The 22,756-nt window shown below is 58.0% G+C and carries 22 protein-coding genes; 5 read left to right on the plus strand and 17 right to left on the minus strand.

The annotated features are described in order from the left end of the window. The first annotated feature begins 172 nt into the window (after nucleotides 1-172). Both sseA and ACG0Z5_RS09565 read left to right on the plus strand, forming a co-directional pair. A complete protein-coding gene (gene sseA, locus ACG0Z5_RS09560) occupies nucleotides 173-1,018 on the plus strand; it encodes a 3-mercaptopyruvate sulfurtransferase (protein WP_394446748.1) in 846 nt (281 codons plus the stop codon). Continuing rightward, nucleotides 1,018-1,788 carry a MurR/RpiR family transcriptional regulator gene (locus ACG0Z5_RS09565; RefSeq protein WP_394446750.1) on the plus strand — a complete coding sequence of 257 codons (771 nt, stop codon included), beginning with the start codon at nucleotides 1,018-1,020 and terminating at the stop codon, nucleotides 1,786-1,788. The genes sseA and ACG0Z5_RS09565 overlap by 1 nt, the downstream gene beginning before the upstream one ends. Nucleotides 1,789-1,806: 18 nt before the next feature. Here the strand turns inward: ACG0Z5_RS09565 and sseB are convergent, their stop codons facing one another. The 11 genes from sseB to trmJ form a co-directional block, all read right to left on the minus strand. Next, nucleotides 1,807-2,583, minus strand: coding sequence for an enhanced serine sensitivity protein SseB (sseB, locus tag ACG0Z5_RS09570; RefSeq protein WP_394446752.1), 777 nt, complete (start codon nucleotides 2,581-2,583; stop codon nucleotides 1,807-1,809). A gap of 96 nt (nucleotides 2,584-2,679) precedes the next feature. After that, nucleotides 2,680-3,966: an aminopeptidase PepB gene (pepB, locus tag ACG0Z5_RS09575; RefSeq protein ID WP_394446754.1), complete on the minus strand. Its 1,287-nt coding sequence runs from the start codon at nucleotides 3,964-3,966 to the stop codon at nucleotides 2,680-2,682. 64 nt (nucleotides 3,967-4,030) lie between these two features. Beyond that, nucleotides 4,031-4,231, minus strand: coding sequence for a Fe-S cluster assembly protein IscX (gene iscX / locus ACG0Z5_RS09580; RefSeq protein ID WP_110508915.1), 201 nt, complete (start codon nucleotides 4,229-4,231; stop codon nucleotides 4,031-4,033). A 1-nt stretch (nucleotide 4,232) separates the two neighbouring features. Then, nucleotides 4,233-4,568 (minus strand): ISC system 2Fe-2S type ferredoxin, encoded by a 336-nt coding sequence (gene fdx, locus ACG0Z5_RS09585; protein WP_097163279.1) that lies wholly within the window; start codon nucleotides 4,566-4,568, stop codon nucleotides 4,233-4,235. Nucleotide 4,569: 1 nt separating this feature from the next. Then, entirely contained in the window at nucleotides 4,570-6,420 is a 1,851-nt protein-coding gene (gene hscA / locus ACG0Z5_RS09590) for a Fe-S protein assembly chaperone HscA (protein WP_394446756.1), read from the minus strand. Between the two features lie 18 nt (nucleotides 6,421-6,438). Next, on the minus strand, nucleotides 6,439-6,954 hold the full coding sequence (gene hscB / locus ACG0Z5_RS09595) for a co-chaperone HscB (protein WP_394446758.1): 516 nt from the start codon (nucleotides 6,952-6,954) through the stop codon (nucleotides 6,439-6,441). 64 nt (nucleotides 6,955-7,018) lie between these two features. Further along, nucleotides 7,019-7,342, minus strand: a complete 324-nt coding sequence (gene iscA, locus ACG0Z5_RS09600; protein ID WP_319627995.1) for an iron-sulfur cluster assembly protein IscA — start codon at nucleotides 7,340-7,342, stop codon at nucleotides 7,019-7,021. A 14-nt stretch (nucleotides 7,343-7,356) separates the two neighbouring features. After that, nucleotides 7,357-7,743, minus strand: a complete 387-nt coding sequence (gene iscU / locus ACG0Z5_RS09605) for a Fe-S cluster assembly scaffold IscU (protein WP_015703172.1) — start codon at nucleotides 7,741-7,743, stop codon at nucleotides 7,357-7,359. 26 nt (nucleotides 7,744-7,769) lie between these two features. Further along, the gene (gene iscS, locus ACG0Z5_RS09610) at nucleotides 7,770-8,984 is read right to left on the minus strand and encodes a cysteine desulfurase (protein WP_319627994.1); all 1,215 of its coding nucleotides are present in this window, start codon (nucleotides 8,982-8,984) and stop codon (nucleotides 7,770-7,772) included. 108 nt (nucleotides 8,985-9,092) lie between these two features. Then, nucleotides 9,093-9,584: a Fe-S cluster assembly transcriptional regulator IscR gene (gene iscR / locus ACG0Z5_RS09615; RefSeq protein ID WP_319627993.1), complete on the minus strand. Its 492-nt coding sequence runs from the start codon at nucleotides 9,582-9,584 to the stop codon at nucleotides 9,093-9,095. 158 nt (nucleotides 9,585-9,742) lie between these two features. Continuing rightward, nucleotides 9,743-10,471, minus strand: coding sequence for a tRNA (cytosine(32)/uridine(32)-2'-O)-methyltransferase TrmJ (gene trmJ / locus ACG0Z5_RS09620; RefSeq protein WP_394446762.1), 729 nt, complete (start codon nucleotides 10,469-10,471; stop codon nucleotides 9,743-9,745). Between the two features lie 120 nt (nucleotides 10,472-10,591). Here trmJ and suhB point away from each other — a divergent pair, with 120 nt between their 5' ends. Next, on the plus strand, nucleotides 10,592-11,398 hold the full coding sequence (suhB, locus tag ACG0Z5_RS09625) for an inositol-1-monophosphatase (RefSeq protein WP_319627991.1): 807 nt from the start codon (nucleotides 10,592-10,594) through the stop codon (nucleotides 11,396-11,398). An 83-nt stretch (nucleotides 11,399-11,481) separates the two neighbouring features. On the opposite strand, the gene ACG0Z5_RS09630 is transcribed toward suhB, so the two are convergent. Both ACG0Z5_RS09630 and ACG0Z5_RS09635 read right to left on the minus strand, forming a co-directional pair. Then, a complete protein-coding gene (locus ACG0Z5_RS09630) occupies nucleotides 11,482-12,462 on the minus strand; it encodes a nickel/cobalt transporter (RefSeq protein WP_394446765.1) in 981 nt (326 codons plus the stop codon). Beyond that, the gene (locus ACG0Z5_RS09635; protein WP_394446767.1) at nucleotides 12,453-13,091 is read right to left on the minus strand and encodes a DUF1007 family protein; all 639 of its coding nucleotides are present in this window, start codon (nucleotides 13,089-13,091) and stop codon (nucleotides 12,453-12,455) included. Before ACG0Z5_RS09635 ends, ACG0Z5_RS09630 begins: the two co-directional genes overlap by 10 nt. A gap of 123 nt (nucleotides 13,092-13,214) precedes the next feature. Here ACG0Z5_RS09635 and csiE point away from each other — a divergent pair, with 123 nt between their 5' ends. Continuing rightward, entirely contained in the window at nucleotides 13,215-14,498 is a 1,284-nt protein-coding gene (csiE, locus tag ACG0Z5_RS09640; protein WP_394446769.1) for a stationary phase inducible protein CsiE, read from the plus strand. On the opposite strand, the gene ACG0Z5_RS09645 is transcribed toward csiE, so the two are convergent. The 4 genes from ACG0Z5_RS09645 to ACG0Z5_RS09660 form a co-directional block, all read right to left on the minus strand. Then, nucleotides 14,474-15,628 carry a 3-phenylpropionate MFS transporter gene (locus ACG0Z5_RS09645; RefSeq protein ID WP_394446771.1) on the minus strand — a complete coding sequence of 385 codons (1,155 nt, stop codon included), beginning with the start codon at nucleotides 15,626-15,628 and terminating at the stop codon, nucleotides 14,474-14,476. The genes csiE and ACG0Z5_RS09645 overlap by 25 nt on opposite strands. A 70-nt stretch (nucleotides 15,629-15,698) precedes the next feature. Next, nucleotides 15,699-16,556, minus strand: coding sequence for an aldose 1-epimerase (locus ACG0Z5_RS09650; RefSeq protein ID WP_394446773.1), 858 nt, complete (start codon nucleotides 16,554-16,556; stop codon nucleotides 15,699-15,701). Beyond that, nucleotides 16,556-17,986, minus strand: coding sequence for a sugar porter family MFS transporter (locus ACG0Z5_RS09655; protein WP_394446775.1), 1,431 nt, complete (start codon nucleotides 17,984-17,986; stop codon nucleotides 16,556-16,558). Before ACG0Z5_RS09655 ends, ACG0Z5_RS09650 begins: the two co-directional genes overlap by 1 nt. Before the next feature lie 69 nt (nucleotides 17,987-18,055). Then, complete coding sequence (locus ACG0Z5_RS09660) at nucleotides 18,056-21,325, minus strand: DUF5107 domain-containing protein (protein ID WP_394446777.1); 3,270 nt, start codon at nucleotides 21,323-21,325, stop codon at nucleotides 18,056-18,058. Nucleotides 21,326-21,440: 115 nt separating this feature from the next. Between ACG0Z5_RS09660 and ACG0Z5_RS09665 the strand changes: the two genes are divergently transcribed. Continuing rightward, entirely contained in the window at nucleotides 21,441-22,640 is a 1,200-nt protein-coding gene (locus ACG0Z5_RS09665) for an ROK family protein (protein ID WP_394446779.1), read from the plus strand. Nucleotides 22,641-22,756: the final 116 nt, after the last annotated feature.

Consider the following 22,756-nt stretch of genomic DNA (forward strand, 5'->3'; position numbering starts at 1 on the left):
GAAAAAACACCGACAATCCGCTTTTCTGGATAAATACCCTAAATAATTCGAGTTGCAGGAAGGCGGCAAGTCTGAGAATCGCCAGGAGCTTACTCAGGTAAGTGACTGGGGTGAGCAGGCGTAGCCAACGCTCATGCAAGTTGAAGTATGACGGGTAAAGATGGAGGCAAACATGTCCACCTCATATTTTGTCGCAGCCGACTGGCTGATTGAACATAGCGACGATCCGAACGTCCTGGTCCTCGATGCACGTATGGCCCCACCGGGCCAGGAGCATCGTGATGTTGCCGCTGAATACCGCGCCGGGCACCTGCCGGGGGCGGTATTTTTCGATATTGAAGCCCTCTCCGATCATACCTCTCCCCTGCCGCACATGCTGCCGCGTCCGGAAGCATTTGCCGTGGCGATGCGTGAGCTTGGCGTGAGCCGTGATAAACATCTGGTTGTCTATGATGAAGGCAACCTCTTTTCCGCCCCGCGCGCCTGGTGGATGCTGAAAAAATTCGGCGTAGAGAACGTCTCGATTCTGGCGGGCGGTCTCGCGGTCTGGCAGCGTGATGAATTGCCGTTGCAGCAGGGTGATGTCTCGCTCCCGGAAGGTGAATTTGAGGCCACATTTGATGCCAGCGCGGTAAAACGTCTGACCGACGTGCTGCTGGTCAGTCATGAGAAGACCGCGCAAATTGTTGATGCCCGACCGGCGCCCCGTTTTAACGCCAAGGCTGACGAACCGCGCCCGGGCCTGAAACGCGGTCATATTCCTGGCGCGTACAACGTGCCATGGGGCGATTTAGTCTTTGAAGGTGAGCTGAAGACAACCGACGAGCTGCGGGCTATTTTCGAACGTCAGGGCGTGGATTTACACCAGCCGATTATCGCCAGCTGCGGTTCCGGCGTGACGGCGTGCGTGGTGATTCTGGCCCTTGCCACCCTGGGCGTCAGCGACGTGACGCTGTATGACGGAGCCTGGAGCGAATGGGGTGCCCGGGACGACCTGCCGGTTGAACCCGCCCAATAATGGATAACCGTCTGGCAACGCTGTTAACGCGCGGGGCATCCATGACCCGCGCGGAATACCGCGTGTTGGCTCATCTCACCGAGCACCCGCTGCTGGTGGGCAACATCACGGTGCGCGAGCTGGCACAGGCGACGTTTGTCTCCACCGCGACCATTATGCGTCTGTGTCAGAAACTGGGGTTCAGCGGCTTTAGCGAGTTTATCTGGCACTGTAAGCAGTTGCTCTCAGACACGCCGCACATTGCGCCCCAGGCCGAGAGTTTGCCGCAGCTGCCTGCCCTGTTTAATCAATTTATCGCCAATTATCAGCAGACTTTTCAGTGGGTGACGGAAGAGAAACGCCAGCAGTTTTCCGCCCTGTTGCGCCAGAAAGAGAGCTTTTTTCTCTACGGGGCCGGATTCTCATATCTGTTCGCCGAGTACCTGACCAAGAAATTACAGGTGTTAGGTAAGACGGCATTTATTTCAGGGCCAGGCGATAGCCGGAATATCTTCCTGAGCAATGCCGCGCGTTATCAGGTTTTTATTGCGGTTTCACGCAGCGGTGAAACGGAACAGGTGTTGGATAAAGCGAAGATCGCCCAAAACATCGGCATGACGGTGGTGGCTTTTACCCGTGCATCGGCCAATTCCCTGGCGAGCATGGCTGACCTGCATTTTGCCCTGTATGACGAGGCGGTGCATTACGCTGCCGAAGCCGCAGGCGTGACGTCGTTTGAGTCGAATCTGGTGTTACTGATGGATTTGTTATTGCTGGAAGCAACGGGGTGAGGGCTCACCCCGCGTGAATCAGATAATCCGATTCTGCTTAAAGTCGCGCAGGAAGCTGCCCCAGCGCTTTTCGTAGAACGGCGTGATGTGCGCCAGCATGAAGTGGCTGATGCCCTTCTCGCCTTCGACCACCTGACAAATATCAATCGGCTCATCGCCCGGTAGCGTATCCGTTGCCACACTGCCCGCAGCCTGGATAACCTCCTCGATATCGCCTTCCGCTTCAATACCAATCAGCAGGTTCGGCTGCTCGTCGGCATGTTCTTTAATCGAGCACAGAAACGCACGTTTGACGGTCTTGAGCGATTTGAACAGCGTGGTCAGGGAATCCACCATTTGCGCCGGCGGCTCGGTCACTTCGGACAGCAGCAGCGATGCGCCGCCTTCCAGCACCGTCTGGCTGCTCAGCGGGTTGCCTTCTTCGCCAATCAGATGGCTAATTTCACGCGGGGTGAACTCTTTCCCGGTCGGCAGTTTGGCATTGAGGAACAGCGTCTCGCCGAGGGTCATTTCAAACAGCGTACGCACCGGCATCACCACAAAAGCCTGCTCGTCTTCAACCGCCTGCTGTAATGCCGTAAGCGAGGTGAAGAACGGGACGACCGAGGTGCCGTCGTCTTTTTCCCAGTGCTGTAAATCCAGGGCACTGTCTTCCACCACCTGCTCGCCTTCCGCCGCCGTGCCTGGCACCCAGACCGTGGACTCAAGCAGTGCGCGGAAGAAAGCCGGACGGTGAGCGGGCTCGGTCGCCGCCTGTTCCAGTAAAGTTTCTAATTCGTTTTTGGTTTCGGACATAAGCTCGCTACTTCACAAAAATATCGGGTGGCGCGGCGCTTACCCGGCCTACAAATCCGTAGGCCCATGCAAGCGCCGCGCCGCCCGGCAAGACGATTACTCAGCGGTCAACAGATTCGCAATAGTGCGCACGCCAAGACCGGTTGCACCTGCGGCCCACTGCTCTACCGCCGATTTACGGTAGGTCGCGGAGCAGTCAATATGCAGCCAACCTTCATGGTAGTTTTCCACAAAGTGAGACAGGAAGCCTGCCGCCGTGCTGGCGCCTGCCGGATAAGCGGCGCTGGCGGTGTTGTTCAGTTCAGCAAAATTAGACGGCAGCTGATTGCGGTGGAACTCCGCCAGCGGCAGACGCCAGAACGGCTCGTTTTCCGCCGCCGCGCTGGCCATCAGGCGCGCAGCCAGTTTGTCGTCGAAGCTGAACAGCGCATGATAGTCGTTACCCAGCGCGGTTTTCGCCGCACCGGTCAGGGTGGCGGCATCAATGATCAGTTCCGGTTTCTGCGCACAGGCGTCAATCAGGCCATCGGCCAGGACCAAACGGCCTTCGGCGTCGGTGTTCATCACTTCAACGTTTTTGCCGTTGCGGTAGCGGATGATGTCGCCCAGTTTGAAGGCGTTGCCGCTGACCATGTTGTCTGCACAGCACAGGTACAGCTTCACGCGCTTGTTCAGGCCACGGGTGATAGCAAACGCCAGTGCCCCGGTGACCAGCGCCGCGCCGCCCATGTCGGACTTCATGGAATCCATGAACGCACTCTGCTTGATGCTGTAGCCGCCGGAATCAAAGGTGATGCCTTTGCCCACCAGGCACGCGTACACCGGCGCGTTATCGTCCCCGGTCGGGTTGTAGTCCAGCGCCAGCAGCACCGGCGGACGTTCAGAACCACGGCCTACGGTGTGGATCCCCATGTAGCCCTGCTCGCGCAGATCTTCGCCCTTGGTGATGCGGTAGCGAACGTTGTCACAGCCAAAGCGGCACAGCAGGTCCACCGCGCGGGCGGCAAGCTGTTCCGGGCCTAACTCTTCGGCGGAGGCGTTGATGGTGTCGCGAACCCAGTCGACGATCGCCAGACGGTTTTCCAGCTCGCTCTTCTGCGCGTCGTCCAGCGCCGCCCATTCCACGTTACGGCTGCCTTTCGGCCCTTTGTAACCGGCCCAGAAGGACCAGCTGCGATCGGTATCCCAGCCTTCGCCCGCCAGCGCGACATGTTTGATGCCCATGCCGTCGATTTTGCGCGCTGCACGCTGGATCAGGCCCAGATCGTCTTTGCCGTTCAGGTGCAGGGTAATGCCGTCGGTGTTAATGCTATACGTGGCTTTCTCGCCCCAGCGCGCATCGGCAGGCTGGGTCGACAGCGTAATCTTCATCGCTTCGGTCATAGGTCTTATCCTTATTGAGCAAACGGGCCGCCAAGAGGCAGCCCTGATGATCATTTAGCGAAAATTATTCTGCTTCGTCTAACCAGACTAACAGAATCGCCTCGAGAATTTTTTCATTGGATGCGTTGGGATCATCCTCAAAATCTTCCAGAGCGCAAATCCACTGGTGCATATCTGTGAAGCGGACGGTCTTCGGATCGGTGTCCGGGTACGCGTCGTACAAGGCTTCGCCGATTTCACGGCTGTCGGTCCATTTCAGCGCCATATCAGTGCTCGCGTGCGTGGTTGATGGTGTAGCGTGGCATCTCGACGACGAGGTCCTCGTCAGCCACACGCGCCTGGCAGCTTAAACGGCTTTCCGGCTCCAGACCCCAGGCTTTGTCCAGCATGTCGTCTTCGTCTTCCGTGCTTTCTTGCAGGGAGTCGAAACCTTCACGAACCACGCAGTGGCAGGTGGTACAGGCGCAGGATTTCTCACAGGCGTGTTCAATCTCGATGCCGTTACGCAGGGCAACGTCAAGAATGGTTTCACCGCTCTTCGCTTCTAAAACTGCGCCATCCGGACACAGGTCCTGATGTGGCAGAAAAACAATCTTTGGCATATTAAACCTCGTCCACGGACTGGCCTTTCAGCGCTTTACGGACCGACTGGTCCATGCGGCGTGCGGCAAATTCCTGGGTTTGTGTGTCGATATTTTTAATGGCTTCTTTAATGTCGTCGGCATTATCGCCTGCGGCGGCAATCTGCAACGCAGAGATACCGTCGTCAATCGCTTTGCGTTCTTCGGCGCTCAGCAGTGCGGCATCCGCGGCCAGTGCACCGCTCAGGCTTTCCAGCACGCGCGCGGCTTCGACTTTCTGTTCGGCAAGCATACGCGCCTGCACATCGTGTTCAGCGAAACTCATCGAGTCCTTAATCATTGAGGCGATTTCGGTATCGCTCAGACCGTAGGATGGTTTCACCTGAATCGAGGCTTCTACGCCGGTGGATTTTTCCATCGCCGTAACGCTCAGCAGGCCATCGGCATCCACCTGGAAGGTAACGCGAATATGCGCCCCGCCCGCAGGCATCGCCGGGATCCCCCGCAGCGCAAAGCGCGCCAGAGAACGGCAGTCCTGCACCAGCTCGCGCTCACCCTGCATCACATGGATGGACATCGCGGTCTGACCGTCTTTAAAGGTGGTGAACTCCTGCGCACGCGCCACCGGAATGGTGGTGTTGCGTGGAATGACTTTCTCCACCAGGCCGCCCATGGTCTCAAGACCGAGCGACAGCGGGATTACGTCCAGCAGCAACATTTCGCTGTCCGGCTTGTTGCCGACCAGAATATCCGCCTGAACAGCGGCACCGATGGCAACCACTTTGTCCGGGTCGATGGAGGTCAGCGGCGTACGGCCAAAGAATTCGCCCACCCGTTCACGCACTAATGGCACACGCGTTGAACCGCCGACCATCACCACGTCTTTCACTTCTTCGAGTTCTACGCCCGCATCTTTCAGCGCACGACGACACGCCAGCAGCGTACGTTTAACCAGCGCGGAAATCAGTTCGTCGAACTGGGCACGGGTGACTTCCCCCTGCCAGCCCGCGACGTCAACGCGAACGCGGTCGGCATCGCTGAGCGCAATTTTGGCGGCAATGGCGGCGTCTAACAGTTCACGCTGCACGCGGTTGTCGCTGCGCGAGGTGATGCCTGCCTGTTCGCGGATGAAATCTGCCAGCAGGTGGTCGAAATCGTCGCCGCCCAGCGCGGAATCCCCGCCGGTGGCTAACACTTCGAACACCCCACGGCTGAGGCGTAGAATTGAGATATCAAAGGTGCCGCCGCCGAGATCGTAGACCGCAATCACCCCTTCCTGACCGGAATCCAGACCATAAGCGATGGCCGCCGCGGTTGGTTCGTTGAGCAGACGCAGCACGTGCAGGCCTGCCAGACGCGCGGCGTCTTTGGTGCCCTGGCGCTGCGCATCATCAAAATAGGCCGGGACGGTGATCACCACGCCATCCAACTGGCCTTCCAGCGCTTCGGTCGCGCGGGCAGCCAGGGCTTTGAGGATATCGGCGGAGATGCGAATCGGGTTCAGCAGGCCGGCGTTGGTCGCCAGCATCGGCAGGCCGTTTTCACTTGCCTGCAGCTGATAAGGCAGATGCGGGTAGCGCGCCTGCACATCGGCAAGCGAGCGGCCCATCAGACGTTTTACCGAGCTGATGGTGTTGACCGGATCCAGGGCAGCGTTAGTGCGGGCGTCATAGCCCACGTCATACCCCTGCGCGTGATAATGCACCACGGATGGCAGCAGGTGACGGCCTTGATGGTCGGCCAGCGTTTCGGCCTGGCCGCTACGCACGGTAGCGACCAGAGAATTGGTGGTGCCTAAGTCAATACCCGCCGCCAGACGACGCTGATGCGGCGCAGCACTCAGACCAGGCTCACTGATTTGCAATAAGGCCATATTGATAAGCTTCCAAAATCAAAAATCGAGCAGCTTTTCTTCGAGTTGTTCTGCTGAGCTGCGCAGTTTATCGAGAAAACGCAGTTTACGCACTGTGTCCGCCGCGCTGTCCCACGTTTTATTATCGAGTTCCGCCACCATCTGCTGATGGCGCGTGTCGAACATGCTTTTCACGCGGCGCATGAAGGCGTCCAGACGGGCGCTATCTTTAGCACGGTCAATCTCATCCAGCTCTTCGCGAAGCTCCAGTTGCTCCATCAAAAATGCCGTGTCGCGCACCGTGTGCTGTTCGCTTGCCAAATCAAAACCGTGCAACGACAGCAGGTATTCCGCGCGGGTCAGCGGGTTACGCAGCGTCTGCCAGGCCTGATTAATGGTTGCGGATTGTTGCACCGCAGCAAGCTGGTCTGCAGAGGAGTGGCTGGCGAATTTGTCCGGATGGAACTGGCGCTGTAAATCCTGAAAGCGTGTGGCGAGCTGCTGGCTATCGAGGTGATAAGAGGCAGGCAGGCCAAAGAGCGTGAAGTAGTCCATAGCTATCTCTGAAAAAGCAAACCCCACAGGCAGCCAGGCTACCGTGGGGTTATCTTACGCGTGATTAAACGTGGAAGCTTTCGCCGCAACCGCACTCATCTTTAACGTTCGGGTTGGTAAATTTAAACCCTTCGTTCAGGCCTTCTTTGACGAAGTCCAGCTCGGTGCCATTGAGGAACTGCAGGCTTTTGCCATCGACCACAACCTTCACGCCTTTGTCTTCGAACACCGTATCTTCTGCTTCCGGTTGATCGACAAACTCCAGCACGTAAGCCATACCAGAGCAACCGGAGGTCCGCACACCCAGACGCAGACCGAAGCCTTTGCCCCGGTTAGCCAGGAAGGCACTTACTCGCGCGGCAGCGCTGTCGCTAAGGGTAATCGACATAACAACAACCTCAATTATTTTGCTTCACGTTTGCTTTTATAGTCCGCAATGGCGGCTTTGATCGCGTCTTCTGCCAGGATAGAGCAGTGAATTTTTACCGGCGGCAGTTCGAGTTCTTCGGCGATATCGGTGTTCTTGATAGCCTGTGCTTCGTCCAGGGATTTCCCCTTTACCCACTCGGTGACGAGAGAGCTGGACGCGATAGCTGAACCGCAGCCGTAGGTCTTGAAGCGCGCGTCCTCAATGATACCTTCATTGTTGACTTTAATCTGCAACTTCATCACGTCGCCGCAGGCCGGTGCGCCGACCATGCCGCTTCCGACGCTATCGTCGCTGTTGTCAAAAGAACCGACGTTGCGTGGATTCTCGTAATGATCGATAACTTTTTCGCTGTAAGCCATGATGAATTCTCCTTATAGGGTTCCGATTAGTGATGCGACCATTCGATGCTGTTCAAGTCCACGCCCTGCTTAAACATATCCCACAGTGGAGACAGTTCACGCAGACGACCGATGGATTTCTGTACCAGCGCGATGGTGTAGTCGATCTCTTCTTCGGTAGTGAAACGACCTAAAGAGAAACGGATAGAGCTGTGTGCCAGCTCGTCAGTCATGCCCAGTGCGCGCAGCACGTAGGATGGCTCGAGGCTCGCAGACGTACAGGCAGAACCGGAGGACACGGCCAGGTCTTTCAGGGCCATGATCAGCGACTCGCCTTCAACATAGTTAAAGCTGACGTTGAGAATGTTTGGCGCGCCCTGCTCGAGGTCACCGTTCAGGTACACCTCTTCCATATCTTTCACGCCTTCCCACAGACGGTTACGCAGCTGACGCAGGCGTGCCATCTCGGTTTCCATCTCTTCTTTGGCGATGCGGTAAGCTTCACCCATGCCAACAATCTGATGCACAGGCAGAGTACCGGAACGCATGCCGCGTTCGTGACCGCCGCCGTGGATCTGGGCTTCGATACGAATACGCGGTTTACGACGCACGTACAGCGCACCGATACCTTTCGGACCATAGATTTTGTGGCCGGAGAAGGACATCAGGTCAACTTTCAGCTGGCTCAGATCGATAGGCAGTTTGCCCACGCTCTGAGTCGCATCCACGTGATAGATAATGCCACGTGCGCGGCACATTTCGCCGATGGTCGCAATATCCTGCACCACGCCGATTTCGTTGTTCACGTGCATGATAGAAACGAGGACGGTGTCATCACGCATCGCCGCTTCGAGTTCTTTCAGGTCAATAATACCGTTGCGCTGTGGGGCGAGATAGGTCACTTCAAACCCTTCACGCTCCAGCTGACGACAGGTATCCAGCACCGCTTTGTGCTCGGTCTTGCTGGTGATGATGTGCTTGCCTTTTTTCTGATAAAAGTTGGCTGCACCTTTAATCGCCAGGTTGTCAGATTCGGTCGCACCAGAGGTAAAGACGATTTCGCGTGGGTCAGCGCCCACCAGCTCTGCAATCTGATTACGGGCGATATCAACCGCCTCTTCAGCCTGCCAGCCGAAACGGTGAGAACGGGAGGCCGGGTTGCCAAACGTTCCGTCGAGGGTAAGGCACTGCATCATCTTCTCGGCAACACGCGGGTCCACCGGCGTGGTTGCGGAGTAGTCGAGATAAATCGGTAATTTCATTGCTCTTAAACTCCGTACATCACTCAATGCAATGAATCAGGCAACCGGCTGGATGTACGACCGTGTTGACGGGGCGTAATGCCCCGGCCTGATTCTGAAATTCTATTATTATGCGCGTAACTTGACGTCGATAGCGTCTTGACCGCGGGTGCTGCGTTGGGATTCTTGCGTGTGCTGACGGTCAGAGACGTCCAGCACTTCCTGGTTATTAACCAGTTCACCGAGGGTGATGTTATTCAGGAAGCCGGTCAGACGATCGCTCAGATCACGCCACAGCGCGTGGGTCAGGCATTTATCGCCGCCCTGGCAGCCGCCTTTACCCTGACAACGGGTCGCGTCGACGGATTCGTCTACTGCGCTGATCACTTCGCCAACCGCGATGCTACCGGCTTCTTTACCCAGCAGATAACCGCCGCCCGGGCCACGTACGCTGGAAACCAGTCCATTTTTACGCAGGCGGGAGAACAGCTGTTCCAGGTAGGAAAGTGAAATTCCCTGACGTTCAGAAATATCAGCCAACGGAACCGGGCCCGCTTCGGAGTTGAGCGCAACGTCCAGCATCGCGGTCACGGCATAACGCCCTTTAGATGTCAGTCTCATGTCTTACTTAACCTCAAACTCGCCCCTGCCCGGGGTTGTTATTAAAATGGTGGTATCGCATAGCAGGGCCAAGTCTGACATTCCCGACTAAAATGGTCAACTATTTACTTGACTGTTTTAGTCAGGTATTTAACGTTCCGTGCGCTCTCTTTCGTCGACTATTTATTCTTCTGTTCAATCGACGCCAGAATGCCGCGCAGGATGTTCAACTCCTGGCTTTCCGGGCGGGCGCGGGTGAACAGACGACGCAGTTTGTTCATCACCTGGCCCGGATGATCGGCGCGGATAAAACCGGTCGACAGCAGGGTTTGTTCGAGATGACCGTAGAAACGCTCCAGATCGTCGACCAGCGGATAAGCCACGTCGTCTTCCGCTGTAGCGCTTTCGCCTTTTTCCTGGGTGGCCAGCCACGCCATACGCACTTCGTAGGCAATGACCTGCACCGCCATCGCAAGGTTCAGCGAGCTGTATTCCGGGTTGGCGGCAATCGCCACATGGTAGTGACACTTTTGCAATTCGTCGTTGGTCAGGCCCACGCGTTCACGACCGAAGACCAGCGCGACCGGCGCCTGCTCCGCTTCGCTGATGCTTTTCAGCCCGCATTCACGCGGATCGAGCATCGGCCACGGCAGCGTACGCGAACGTGCGCTGGTGCCCACTACCAGGCTACAGCCCGCCAGCGCTTCGTCCAGCGTATCCACAATTTGCGCATTGCCAATCACGTCGCTGGCACCCGCCGCCAACGCGATAGCCTGAGAGTCAGGTTTGACCAGCGGATTGACCAGCCAGAGGTTGGTTAACCCCATGGTTTTCATCGCGCGAGCCACGGAGCCCATGTTGCCGGTGTGGGAAGTTTCTACCAGTACGATTCGGATATTTTGCAGCATTGTCTGTCTTCGGCTAAAGATTATTCATCGCATATTATCATAAAGCGAAGACAGAATCCGAATTCGCTGCTATGATATGCGCCGTTTTTCCCGTTCTTTAACATCCAGTGAGAGTGACCGATGCAACATCCTATGTTGACCATCGCCGTGCGCGCAGCGCGCAAGGCGGGTAATGTTATTGCCAAGCACTACGAGACACCTGATTCCGTAGAGACCAGCCAGAAAGGCAGCAATGATTTCGTGACCAATGTCGATAAAGCCGCAGAAGCGATTATTATCGAAACTATCCGTAAATCTTACCCGCAGCACACCATTATCGCCGAAGAATCTGGCGAAGTAGCAGGCGAAGATCAAGATGTTCAATGGGTTATCGATCCACTGGATGGCACCACCAACTTCGTTAAACGCCTTCCTCATTTCTCTGTTTCCATCGCCGTACGCATTAAAGGCCGTACTGAAGTGGCCGTGGTTTACGATCCAATGCGTAACGAACTGTTCACCGCTACCCGCGGTCAGGGCGCACAGCTGAACGGCTACCGTCTGCGCGGCACCAACGCTCGCGATCTGGATGGCACCATTCTGGCGACCGGCTTCCCGTTCAAAGCCAAGCAGCATGCTCCGGCTTACATGAACATCCTTACCAAACTGTTCACCGAATGCGCGGACTTCCGTCGCAGCGGTTCCGCCGCACTGGATCTGGCCTACGTGGCTGCCGGTCGCGTTGACGGCTACTTCGAACTGGGCCTGAAGCCGTGGGATTTCGCCGCAGGTGAGCTGATCGCGCGTGAAGCGGGTGCCCTGGTATGCGATTTCACTGGCGGTCACAACTTCATGACCACCGGTAACATCGTGGCAGGCAACCCACGCGTCGTGAAAGCGATGCTGGCGAGCATGCGTGACGAACTGAGTGAAGCGCTGAAGCGTTAATTCTGTGGTTTAGCCCGGTGGCACTCATGCTAACCGGGCTACACCCTCCGTAGGCCGGATAAGCGCAGCGCCATCCGGCACTGTCAAAACGGCCTCAATCCCCTGCCCTCCGGCACCGCACTTAGCCACATCACCACCGCAGCCATCACCAGTACCGCACCGCCGGCAAACGCCAGCGTCGTCCAGCCAACCTGTCGCCACATCACCGGCGCTTTATTCCCACTTAACCGCACTGCCAGCTGACGAAAACTGTGTACCAGCAGCGCCAGGGATGAAATCGTTATCGACGTGCCCAACGCCATCGCCAGCGCAGATGCCACCCCCCAGCTAAAGACGCCAATCACCTTACTGAACAGCAGCACCATAATCGCCCCGGAACAGGGCCGCATTCCCATCGACAGGACGATAACCAGCCGCGCGCGCCAGTCGTTACCGCTCTCCATTTGTTTCGGGTCCGGCAAATGCTGATGCCCGCAGCCGCAGTGGGCGTGATGCTCATGGTGCGGGGTAAAGGCGGTAAACATCGGCTTGCGCAGGATCTGCCGTAGCTTTTTTAGCGCCCGCCAGCACAGTAACCCCCCGAGCAGCCCGACCAGAGCATAGCTGCCCTTTTCCAGCCAGAAACTGCTGAGATGCAGCTGGCGAGCGGGCAGCGCCAGTAAGGTCAACACCACCACCACCAGCCCAATTGCCACCAGGCCCTGCAACAATGACGCCGCCAGGGTTAAACCGATGCTCGATTTAAGCTTCGATGGATGGGTCGTAAGCCAGGTGGTAATCACGATTTTTCCATGCCCCGGCCCCAGAGCATGCAGCACGCCGTAAATAAAGCTGAATACCAGCAGCGACCCGCCCGCTTTGGTTGGGTTATCCGCCACGGCCTGCAACAGGGCGCTCATCTGCTGATTCAACTCCCGTTGCCAGAGGATGCTTTTCAGCAGCACCTGCGGCCAGGCGTGCCACAGCCAGACGCCACCGGCCAGCGCCAATATCAGGAACAGCGCCAGCGGCCAGAGTTGTGTCCAGCGGCGCGAACGCGAAGGGGGAGAGAAGACTACGGACATGTCAGCGTCACCTGTTGAGCAAACTGTTTGCCTAAATCCATGTCCTCGGGCGGGGCATCGGCCTTGTCGAGCGACAGTGCATAGGCAGTTAAATCTTCATTCGGTTTCGGGGTGTGTACGTTGAGCTTACAGCCTGCCGGCGCATCGGCAGGCAGCGTAACGTTCGCCTCTTTGTCGTAATGCATATCGACATAATAGGTTGGGTCGAAGGTGGAAAACCGATAGGTCTGCCCTGCGAGCGGCTGCGGCATGGCCAGCGGCAGCGTAAAGGTCAGTACCGCCTTATGCCCATCGCGGGAAAGCCCGTACGCCGTCGGGCGATTTTCAAATTTCACCTTCTGCTTGCCGTGCCAGAACTCAGTGAAATAGTGCTGCCCCAGCACGTTGGCCATCACTTCCGCCGCCAGTTGCTTCCAGACCACATCGCCCGGTTTGGCGTTCCCCGCGTCATACAGCAGGTCGGCGGAGGTGATTTCATCCATCGTCCAGCGCATATCGATGGCGGTGAGCTGGCCATCTTTGGTGACCAGTTGGCTGTGCATACTGATAAAACTGTGCGGGTGCGCTGTCGCTTGCCATGATAAAAGCGCGCCAACCGCCAGAACTAAGCTCTGTTTCACTCTCGTCATCGCATCCTCAGTGAAAAATTCTGTGACCGACCCCAGCAATCCTTGCGCAAAGGCATCCCGGCTGGCTTTCAGGCGGTCATCCTTTAGCTATTCTTATCAAAAACCTTTTCTGGAACCTGACAGATGATGACCGTGATTGAACCGCCATCTGTGCTTTCCAGTCCACAGCGCCGCTGCCAGATCCTGCTGATGCTGTATCTGCCAGGGCAGTCCGTAACCCCAGCGGTAATAGGCCGTGCGAACAATGTTGATGACGTTGTCGCCCGCCAGGATATCGCCGATATCGGCCACGTTATCCAGCGCTATCACCGACTGAATATCGTGACGCTAGCAGACGGCAGCTACCGGATTGAAGGCACCACACTTGACCAGCGCTTATGCCTGATCCACTGGCTGCGCCGTGCCCTGCGGCTGTGCCCGGCCTTTATCAGCGAGCAGTTTACCCCATCGCTCAAAATGCAGCTTAAACAATCCGGCATCTCGCGCATTCTGTACGACGATACCAATCTGCGGGCGCTGGTCAATCGCTGCGGACAGAACCTGCAGCGCCAGTTCGACAGCCGCGACGCGGCGTTTCTCGGGCTGTATCTGCAATATTGCCTGCTGCTCCAGCATCCGCCACAGGCCCCTGAGTTTACCGACGGACAGCGCAAATGGGCACAGGCCAGCGCCGAATATCAGGTGGCGGCGGAAATTGCCCGTCACTGGCAGCGCCGTACGCTGAAGGACGCCCATCCGGATGAACATCTGTTTTTGACGCTGCTGTTTATGATGCTCAAAGTGCCGGATCCGAAACGCGATCATCACACCCAGGAAGTACGGCTCTATCGCAGTATTAACCAGCTAATTGACCGCTTCCAGAAGCTTTCAGGCCGCCAGTTTAGCGACAGGCGCGGGCTGCGCGATCAGCTGTATGTTCATCTGGCGCAGGCGATTAATCGCTGTCTGTACGGGGTCGGGATCGATAACAGCCTGCCAGAAGAGGTGCAGCGGCTTTATCCGCGCCTGATGCGCACTACCCAGCAGGCGCTCACGGACTTTGAGACCCACTATGGGCTCCATATTTCTGATGAAGAAATGGGGCTGATTGCGGTGATTTTTGGCGCGTGGCTGATGCAGGAAAGCGATTTGCAGGAAAAACAGGTGCTGCTGCTGACCGGAGACAATCCGCTGCTTGAACAAGAAATCGAGCAGCAGCTGCGGGAACTGACGCTGCTGCCACTGAATATCAAATACCAGACGCTGACCGCCTTCCAGAAGGAAGGAGCCCCGAAAGGGGTAGCGTTGGTTGTCACGCCTTACACGCTGGCGCTGCCGCTGTTTTCCCCGCCGCTTATTCACGCCGGGGAACCGCTTAGCGAGCGGCAACGGCAGCACATTTGTCAGATGCTGGAGGCACCCGGCTGAGCGCTGATTTTGGGTCGGACAAACATCGCCGGAATAGCCAGTATCGCCATCACCCAGAACACGCCCTGGTGCAGGTGCTGATAGAGGAACCCGGCAACCACGGTCATGATAGCAATGCTGCCGCCCATCGCCACTGCGGAATATACTGCCTGGAGGCGGATAACTTCCGCCCCCTGCCGCGCCGCAATGTAGCGCATCGCCGCCAGGTGGCAGACGGTGAAGGTGCCACAGTGCAGAATTTGCGCCACGATAAGCCACGGTAATTCAGTGGTCCAGCCCATGATCCCCCAGCGCAGCAGGCCGCAAAATGCGGAGAGCAGCAGCAAATCGCGCGCGCCGAAACGGCGGAACACCTTCTTGCTGACCGCAAAAATCACCACTTCAGCCACCACCCCGAGCGACCACAAATAGCCGACCGCCGAAGCGGAATACCCCGCCTGCTGCCAGTAGATGGCGCTAAAGCCGTAATAGGCTGCGTGCGCGCCCTGCAACAGACATACGCAGGCCAGGAAGCGCCAGCTCTGCACCACCAGCGAACGCCACGCGGGCCAGCCCGCCGCTTCCTGATGGCGGGTTTCCCCCTGCGGCATTACCGATGGCGTAATCATCATCCCCAACAGCATGGAGGCAATCCCGATGCTCAGCAGCAGCAGAATGGCATGATAGTCAAACAGGCTGACCAGTTTGCCGGTCAGCGCCGAGCCAATCACAAACGCAATCGAACCCCACAGCCGCACCCGCCCATAGTCCATGGTTATCTGTTTTTGCCAGGTATTAGCCAACGCATCGGTCAGCGGCACCAACGGCGAGAAGAACAGGTTAAAGCCGACCATCATCGCCATCAGCCACGCCACGTGGGTTCCGGCCCAGAAGGCGAGAATAAACAGCAGCGTCAGTAAGGCGAGAATGCGTAAGGCGCTGATTAAGCGGGACGGGTCGCTGACCCGGGGCGCAATCAGCAGGCTGCCGAGGAAACGAGCCACCAGCCCGGCGCCGAGCAGCACGCCGATGGTTTCCGGTGTCAGGCCGGTGCCTGCGAGCCACACGCTCCAGAAAGGTAGAAAGATACCGTAGCTAAAGAAGTAGGTGAAATAACTGAGCGCCAGCCAGCGCGTGGAATGCAAGACCATGATTCCCTCCAAAATGTTGGCGTTAGTCTGGCGACAAACGCACCGGCTGGCAAGTGGCTTTAACAACCCTCTAACATTTATCGTGCGACGTTATGCGCACGCTCGAAGAAAAGCGCCATTTTTCTCCGCTCATCAGCAGCATAAGTCCGGGCATACCCGGCATGTTATGCGCATTGACCGGATGGGTTTGCGGCTCGAGGCATACGAACGGTTCACCCGGCATCCGAAACAGCATCAGCCAGTTGGTCGGCGCACACAGGGTGACCGCCATCCGCTCATGCACGATGGTAGCCCTGCCGTTCCAGCCGGAATAGCCGACGTTTAGCCAGTCATCCTCCCCGTGGCGGGCGACCGAAAAGTCAGCCGCGGCGGGCAGGGAGTCGGTCCACGCTAACGGCAGATGCGATTCCCCCTCCGGCCAGTAACCGCTGGCAGCAAACTGGATCCGGGTTTGCGGCGTGAGGTGGAAAAAAGGATGCACCCCGCCGCCGTAGACCATTGGCGTGTCGCCCAGGTGCGTCAGTTCTAACGAAACCACCAGGACGTTTTCCCGCAGTCGGTAAACCAGTTCAGCCTGATAATCGAAGCCGCAGGCATGCCGCTGGCGCAGGTATAACACGCAGTGTTCCCCGCTCTGTTCCGCCACCTGCCAGGGTGCTAGCCAGCCGTCGCCGTGCAGGAAAAAGTGCGCGTCGACCGGGCTGTCGGGCAGCTGGATTTCTCGTCCGTGCAGCATGAAGCGGTTGCCCGCCACCCGGTTGGCCAGCGGCAGCATCGGGAACAGGCCAACGTATCCCGGAGCTTCACCCTTGCCTGCCCGCAGCACTGGCTGCTGAAACTTGAGTGAATCGAGGCTTAACACCGCGCCGCCCTGCGGGGCGACGCGCATCCGCAGATGCGCGTTTTCCAGGAGCAGAGTCTCCGCCATTACTGCGCACTCCGCTGCTTGACCCTCGACGTACCCTGATGCCGCGCCGCCAACTGTGCTTCCAGCGCCTCAAGGGTGACACCTTTGGTTTCCGGCACCGTGCGCTGAATATAAATCCAGCCCAGGGCACAAATCACGCCGTAGAGGAAGAAGCTGCCTGACGCTCCCAGCCCGGCATTGAGCAGCGGGAAGGTGTAGGTCAGCAGGAAACAAGCAATCCACAGCGCCAGCGTGCCGAGCGACATCGCCAGCCCGCGCACCCGGTTGGGGAAAATTTCAGACAGCAGCACCCAGGTTACCGGGGCGAGGGTCAGGGCATAAATCGCAATCGCCGCCAGTACCAGGCACAGAACCGGCCAGCCCATAATGCCCAGCGCGTAGGCCCCGGCAATTAGCATGTAGATAACCGTCAGCCCGCAGGCGCCCAGTTGCATCAGCTTGCGACGGCCAATTTTGTCCACCAGCGGCAGGGCCGCGAGGGTAAAGACCAGGTTGATGATACCGGTCGCCACGATCGACTTCAGCGTGCCGTTAATATCAAACCCGGCGGAGGCAAAAATCTCCTGGGCGTAGTTGAAAATAACGTTGATGCCGCACCACTGCTGGAACACCGCCAGCACCATGCCCATGATCACCACCGGGCGGATCTCCGGCTGCAACAGCGTGGAGAACGACACCCGATGGGTATCTTTTGCCAGTGTTTGAGCAATGTCCTTCAGGGTTTGACTGGCATACGCCGGGGAACCAATAAGCTCCAGCGTCTGACGAGCGCGCGCCTCTTTCCCGGCCTTCATCAGCCAGCGCGGCGATTCCGGCACCACAAACAGCAGCAGCAGGAACGCCAGCGCCGGAACCAGTTCCGCACCGAACATCCAGCGCCAGCCCGTTTGTCCGTTCCAGCTCTCCAGCAGCGCCTGCTGCGTCGCGCCCGCCGCTACCGGCTCGGCGATCAGCAGGTTAATCAGCTGCGCAGCCAACACCCCAATCACAATGGTCAGCTGGTTAATCGCCACGAAGCGCCCGCGTTGTTCCGCCGGGCTGACTTCTGCGATGTACAGCGGACTGAGCGCCGAGGCGAGGCCAATCCCCACCCCTCCCACGATGCGGTATACCACGAACATGTCGAAATTATTCGCCATCGCGGTCCCCCACGCCGAGGCGCTAAACAGAATGGCCGAGGCAATCAGCGGCAGGCGGCGGCCGAATTTATCCGCAGACCAACCGGAAATCAGCGCCCCGAAAATACAGCCGATCAGCGCCGAACTCATCGCCCAGCCCGACTGCGCCGGATCGGTAATATTAAAATACGCTTCATAAAAGGGCTTCGCCCCGCCGATCACTACCCAGTCATAGCCAAACAGCAGACCACCACAAGCCGCCACCAGACAGATGGTCCAGACATAGCCCATTTTTAACGTCGTGTTTTGCATCGTGATTTCCTCATCAGGAAAACCCAGGTTCAGGGATGCCCGGCCTGGCCTTGCCGCCGGGCCAGTGCGTTAGTTCAGGAGTCCGTTATTCAGCGCATGACGCAGCAAATGTGCCTTGTCGTGCGCAGGATTGAGGGCCAGCAGCGCCTCCAGTGCGCGGTTCCCTGCCGCAAACTCGCCGAGACCGAGAGAGCCCAGCGCCTCAATAAACAGGCAGTGCTGTTGATGGCGCTGTTCGGGGTTACCGTCCAGGGCAACCAAATCCGGTAAGGAGACAGCGAAGAAATCCGTATCCGGCACCGCATTTTTCTGCGCTGCCACCCAGGCGTGGAAGCGTTGGAAATGGGCCTTCGCCCGGGCTTCATCGCCCAAGCGGCGCTGGGCCATGCCCTGCCAGAACAGGTAATCCACCGGCTGATCGTTGTAGTAGCGGCCAGCATCCAGGGCAGCGTCGCCGCGCGTGGCCTGGGTGAAGCAGCGCTGTGATTCAGCCACATCGCCCTGCTGCTGCGCACAGACCCCCAGCAGATACCAGATGTCGTTGTCGGTCTGGCCGGGCAAACGCCCTTCTCCGAGATTGTGCGGATAGCGCAGTGCCTGATGCAGCAGGTCGGCAGCATGCTCGGTTTTCCCCGCGCGCATCGCCGCCAGCGCCCGGTGCATCTGGTTGAGCAGATACTGCCCGGTCACTTTGCCTTCGCCGCCCTCCCACGGGTGGAATATCCGGCGGCTTAACACCTCCGCCGCCTGCGTCCACTGCCCACTGGCGTGCCACAGGCTCAGCAGTTCGGCGGTCAGATCGTCGCGCTTAAACACCACGCTCTCCCGCGGCTCAAGCTGTGCCAGACGCGCCTCCACCGGGGCGGCGTTCAGTTTTGCCAGGCAATCGCGTTCAAAGAGGAAGCGCGCGTTGTCCGGCTCCAGCGCCACGGCCTGCGCCAGATAGCGCTCGGCGGTCTGCACATCGTGCAGCTTGTTCCAGTGATAAATCCCCAGCAGGCGGTGCGCTGGCGCAAAATCAGGTTCCCGTTGCAGAGTGTGCTGCCAGCAGGCCAGCGCCTGCGCATAGCGACGTTTGCTATACCAGAAGCAGCCCAGCAGATAGCTGGCGAAAGCATCATCCGCCGCCAGCGGGTGCAGCATCTGGATTTCGTCAAGGGTATTGGGGAAACGCACCCGCCGGGCAAAGCAGGCGCGCGCCTGTTGCAGGCTCACCGCACGATCGTCCCCCAGCGCGGCACGCCACAGCATCGGTAGCGTTTCCTGACTGTCGAGCACCTTCAGCAGCGCCAGCGCCTCAGTTTTTTGCCCCAGCGACAGCAGCCAGCCCGTCAGATAGCTGGCGTTAATACCGCGCCGCCCAGTGACTTGCCGCAGTGCCTCGCGGTCAGCCTCTTCACCGCGAACGGCCCAGCGGGCGTAGTGCAGCGGATAACTTAGCGGATAGGCCAGCAGTTGGTCGGCAATCCACGTCATGGCGTCGTTTTCACGCCCCAGTTTTGCCAGCACCAGCGCCTTCAGGCCCATCGCCAGATTGTTGCTGCCGTTGAAGCGCAGGCTCTGCTCTACCTTGGCCAGCGCATCGGCGTAGTCGTGCTTTTTCATCGCCAGACGCGCCAGCGCCCAAAATGCCGCATCGCGACAGTTGCCGCTCCAGCTGGCTTTGTAGTAGCGATCCCAGGCCTGAACGTCCTCACCCTGGCGTTCCAGGGCGGTGGCAAGCAACATGCTGGCTTCACCGTCGCGCGGGTTTTTGTTCAGCTTATGCGCCCGCAACAGAGCGGCTTCGGCACACTGCTGCGCGCCCTGCCAGTCGGCGGCGTTGAGTAATAGCGTGCCCAGCGCCACGTTACTGCGATAGTCCTGCGGGTCGATTTCCAGCGCCCGACGGTAGTAATCCTCGGCGTGGCGGCTGGCGTGGTTATATTGCTCCAGATGCTGGCCGATAAAGTACAGCTCATCGGGATTGGTCAGTTCTTCGGGCAACAGCGGTGCGGTGGCCGCATCCGGCAATGGCGTATCCCCGGCGATATGTTCGTCGTAGCGTAGCAAGGTTGTGCCTTCGGGGCTGCTGACCGTCAGGGTCAAACGCTGTGGCCCGACGTCCGGCAGCGTTTGCAGCCAGTGTTTACCCGGCTCAAGTGAAATCACCGTTTCCCATAGCGGCACATCGTCGATGCTGAGCCCCACGTTCACCGCGTGCAGCGGTGCCACCGCGTAGACCCCGAGCTGGATCTGCTGTGCGTCGCGTTCCAGTTTGACAGCCAGCGTCGCACTGGCGTTGTGGATGCGCCCTAACCCGCTGTACGGCAGGAAGTTTTGTACGAATACTTTTTCTTCGTAGGGCGCAAGCCAACTGAAATCCGGCTGGTTATCGGTAAACACGCCGGTCATCAGTTCGATGTACGGGCCGTTGTCATCCGTCAGGTTGCGATCCCAGGCCTGGCCGAAATCGCCGTAGCCCCAGCTCCACTGTTTTTTACCGGGTGAAACGTGGTGATCGGCGACGTGCAGCAGCCCGCCCTGTTCTCCGTGGTGATAAGCCCCGACAAAATCGTATTCTGATTTTTCGGCCATGTATGACGTCGGCACTGGCACATTTTTATAGCGCGAGATATCGACCCCGGCTGAATAGTCAACTTTGTAATAGGTGCCGGTGGCAATCGGGAAGGAGGACACCGCGCGTTTGCCATGATCGAACACCGCAGTCACGTCCGGGGGGAAGATACTCTGATGATCGTCGCCGCCTTTGACCGCCGGGTTGGCCCACCACAGGAAATGGCGTGGGGTAGCGTTGGGGTTGAACACTTTGCCGGTGATTTCCACCCGCGCCTGATCCGGATACAACGTAAAACCGGCCATCACCTGCAGGCCGCGCATCGGCTCCACTTCGCCGAGCCAGACGGTTTGCTCTCCGTTGTCGCCCGGCTGAATGCGAATATCGACCGGCTGGAAGGTGGTTGGACGATGATGCTGCGGCCAGTTGAATTCGATCCCACCGGAGATCCACGGCCCCAGCAGCCCGACCAGCGCAGGTTTCACCACCTCGTTGTAGTAAACGAAATCGCGCCCGTTAACCTTGTCATACGCGCGATGAATACGACCGCCTAACTCTGGCAATAGCAGAATGCGGATAAAGTCGTTTTCCATCCACACGGCCTGGTAGTCGCGCTGCTCTTTTTTCCCGGTCAGGGTGTCGATAACCCCGTACGGATAGACCGCCCCGGACGAGCCCTGATACACGCGATTCTCGAGAAACATCGGATTCGGATCTTCAGCCCCGACGGTCCAGGTAGGCAGAGACAGCGTTTCCTGCCAAACGTTGACGACTCCGTACATAACCATTCTCCAGTAAATAAATGATAGTGAATGAGGGAATGGCGACAGTTTGCCGGAGCCGATTATGTTTTAATCGCTCAAAGCTCACGCAATACAGTTAACGAGGTTTAGTGAAATGCAGGATTCAGGTCTGAATAATCAGCGGGTGCGCCAGATGAACCGCCAGACGCTGCTGCGCCTCGTGTGGCGGCATAAGCGCTTGAGTAAATCGCAGTTTGCCCATCACACCGGACTGTCGATCCCGGCGGTGAGCAAAATCCTTGATGAACTGGTGCTCGACGGTAAACTCGGTCATTCAAGCGAGAACCTCAGCAGCCGGGGCCTAAATGGCGGCAGCTATCAGATCCCACCGCAGGGGGATTACATTCTTTGTATGAATGTCACCCCCACCAGCATCGAAAGCCAGCTCTGCGATGCCCAGCTATCGGCCCTCGGCGAGTTTGAACGCTGCGCCATTACCGCCCCGACGCCGCAGGCGCTGCTGGCAGCTATCGAGTCCGTCTGGCAGACGCACGGCAAGCACTGGCCGGGCAAAACGGTGCATCTGGCGTTAGGCATTCATGGCCAGGTGGATCCGGTCACCGGCGTGTCGCAGACCATGCCGCAGGCCCCGTGGCGCGAGAACGTGGAAATCAAATACCTGCTGGAGGAAAAGCTCGGGGTGACGGTGCGGCTTGATAACGACTGCGTGATGCTGGCCCTGGCGGAAAAATGGCAGAACCCCGGCAATCGGGAAGATTTTTGCGTGATTAACGTCGATTACGGGATTGGTTCCTCGTTCGTAATTAACGGCCATATCTATCGCGGGAACCTGTACGGTAGCGGACAAATCGGCCACACCATCGTCAACCCGGACGGGATGCTGTGCGACTGTGGGCGCTATGGCTGTCTGGAAACAGTGGCCTCGCTGTCGGCCCTGAAAAAGCAGGCACGAGTCTGGCTAAAAGCCAACCCCGGCGCGTATCCTCTGGATCCGGAAACCCTCAGTTCCCAACAGTTGGTACAGGCCTGGCACGCCGGAGACGAGCGCGTCCTGCGCTGGGTGGAAGAATCCGCCAATGCGGTTGGCCTGAGCCTGTATAACTTCCTCAATATTTTAAATATCAATCAAATTTGGTTTTATGGTCGCAGCTGTGGCTTCGGCGAAAGCTGGCTGGAGGCGATTAAACAGCGGATCGGATTTAATCCCTTCGATCATGGTGATGGCTTAAAGCGCAATGCCACGCAAATTAATTTTGGCCAACTGACCCGGGCGCAACAGGTAATGGGCATTGGTTATTTATATGCCGAAGCCGCGCTCGAAAATGAAGGCTAGTGCGATTCCTCTCTCATTCCCTTATTTTATTTTCGGGAATGATTCCGCCTTTAATTGACTTCTATGACTTTTTAGCGATTCGCTTAGTAATCTGTGTTTACTGAATTATAAAGTGT

The organism is Scandinavium sp. M-37 (assembly GCF_043558715.1).
GTDB lineage: Bacteria > Pseudomonadota > Gammaproteobacteria > Enterobacterales > Enterobacteriaceae > Scandinavium > Scandinavium vulneris_A.

Excerpts from the sequence above, each read along its gene's own strand:
- ACG0Z5_RS09660 (WP_394446777.1), bottom strand. The coding sequence starts at position 21,325 with ATGTACGGAGTCGTCAACGTTTGGCAGGAAACGCTGTCTCTGCCTACC.
- sseB (WP_394446752.1), bottom strand. The coding sequence starts at position 2,583 with ATGTCCGAAACCAAAAACGAATTAGAAACTTTACTGGAACAGGCGGCG.
- hscA (WP_394446756.1), bottom strand. The coding sequence starts at position 6,420 with ATGGCCTTATTGCAAATCAGTGAGCCTGGTCTGAGTGCTGCGCCGCAT.
- ACG0Z5_RS09650 (WP_394446773.1), bottom strand. The coding sequence starts at position 16,556 with ATGGCGGAGACTCTGCTCCTGGAAAACGCGCATCTGCGGATGCGCGTC.
- ACG0Z5_RS09645 (WP_394446771.1), bottom strand. The coding sequence starts at position 15,628 with ATGGTCTTGCATTCCACGCGCTGGCTGGCGCTCAGTTATTTCACCTAC.
- iscX (WP_110508915.1), bottom strand. The coding sequence starts at position 4,231 with ATGGCGCTGAAATGGACCGACAGCCGTGAAATCGGCGAAGCCTTGTAC.
- ACG0Z5_RS09630 (WP_394446765.1), bottom strand. The coding sequence starts at position 12,462 with ATGTCCGTAGTCTTCTCTCCCCCTTCGCGTTCGCGCCGCTGGACACAA.
- ACG0Z5_RS09635 (WP_394446767.1), bottom strand. The coding sequence starts at position 13,091 with ATGACGAGAGTGAAACAGAGCTTAGTTCTGGCGGTTGGCGCGCTTTTA.
- iscU (WP_015703172.1), bottom strand. The coding sequence starts at position 7,743 with ATGGCTTACAGCGAAAAAGTTATCGATCATTACGAGAATCCACGCAAC.
- sseA (WP_394446748.1), top strand. The coding sequence starts at position 173 with ATGTCCACCTCATATTTTGTCGCAGCCGACTGGCTGATTGAACATAGC.
- pepB (WP_394446754.1), bottom strand. The coding sequence starts at position 3,966 with ATGACCGAAGCGATGAAGATTACGCTGTCGACCCAGCCTGCCGATGCG.
- iscA (WP_319627995.1), bottom strand. The coding sequence starts at position 7,342 with ATGTCGATTACCCTTAGCGACAGCGCTGCCGCGCGAGTAAGTGCCTTC.
- ACG0Z5_RS09565 (WP_394446750.1), top strand. The coding sequence starts at position 1,018 with ATGGATAACCGTCTGGCAACGCTGTTAACGCGCGGGGCATCCATGACC.
- csiE (WP_394446769.1), top strand. The coding sequence starts at position 13,215 with ATGATGACCGTGATTGAACCGCCATCTGTGCTTTCCAGTCCACAGCGC.
- ACG0Z5_RS09655 (WP_394446775.1), bottom strand. The coding sequence starts at position 17,986 with ATGCAAAACACGACGTTAAAAATGGGCTATGTCTGGACCATCTGTCTG.
- fdx (WP_097163279.1), bottom strand. The coding sequence starts at position 4,568 with ATGCCAAAGATTGTTTTTCTGCCACATCAGGACCTGTGTCCGGATGGC.
- iscS (WP_319627994.1), bottom strand. The coding sequence starts at position 8,984 with ATGAAATTACCGATTTATCTCGACTACTCCGCAACCACGCCGGTGGAC.
- hscB (WP_394446758.1), bottom strand. The coding sequence starts at position 6,954 with ATGGACTACTTCACGCTCTTTGGCCTGCCTGCCTCTTATCACCTCGAT.
- trmJ (WP_394446762.1), bottom strand. The coding sequence starts at position 10,471 with ATGCTGCAAAATATCCGAATCGTACTGGTAGAAACTTCCCACACCGGC.
- iscR (WP_319627993.1), bottom strand. The coding sequence starts at position 9,584 with ATGAGACTGACATCTAAAGGGCGTTATGCCGTGACCGCGATGCTGGAC.
- ACG0Z5_RS09665 (WP_394446779.1), top strand. The coding sequence starts at position 21,441 with ATGCAGGATTCAGGTCTGAATAATCAGCGGGTGCGCCAGATGAACCGC.
- suhB (WP_319627991.1), top strand. The coding sequence starts at position 10,592 with ATGCAACATCCTATGTTGACCATCGCCGTGCGCGCAGCGCGCAAGGCG.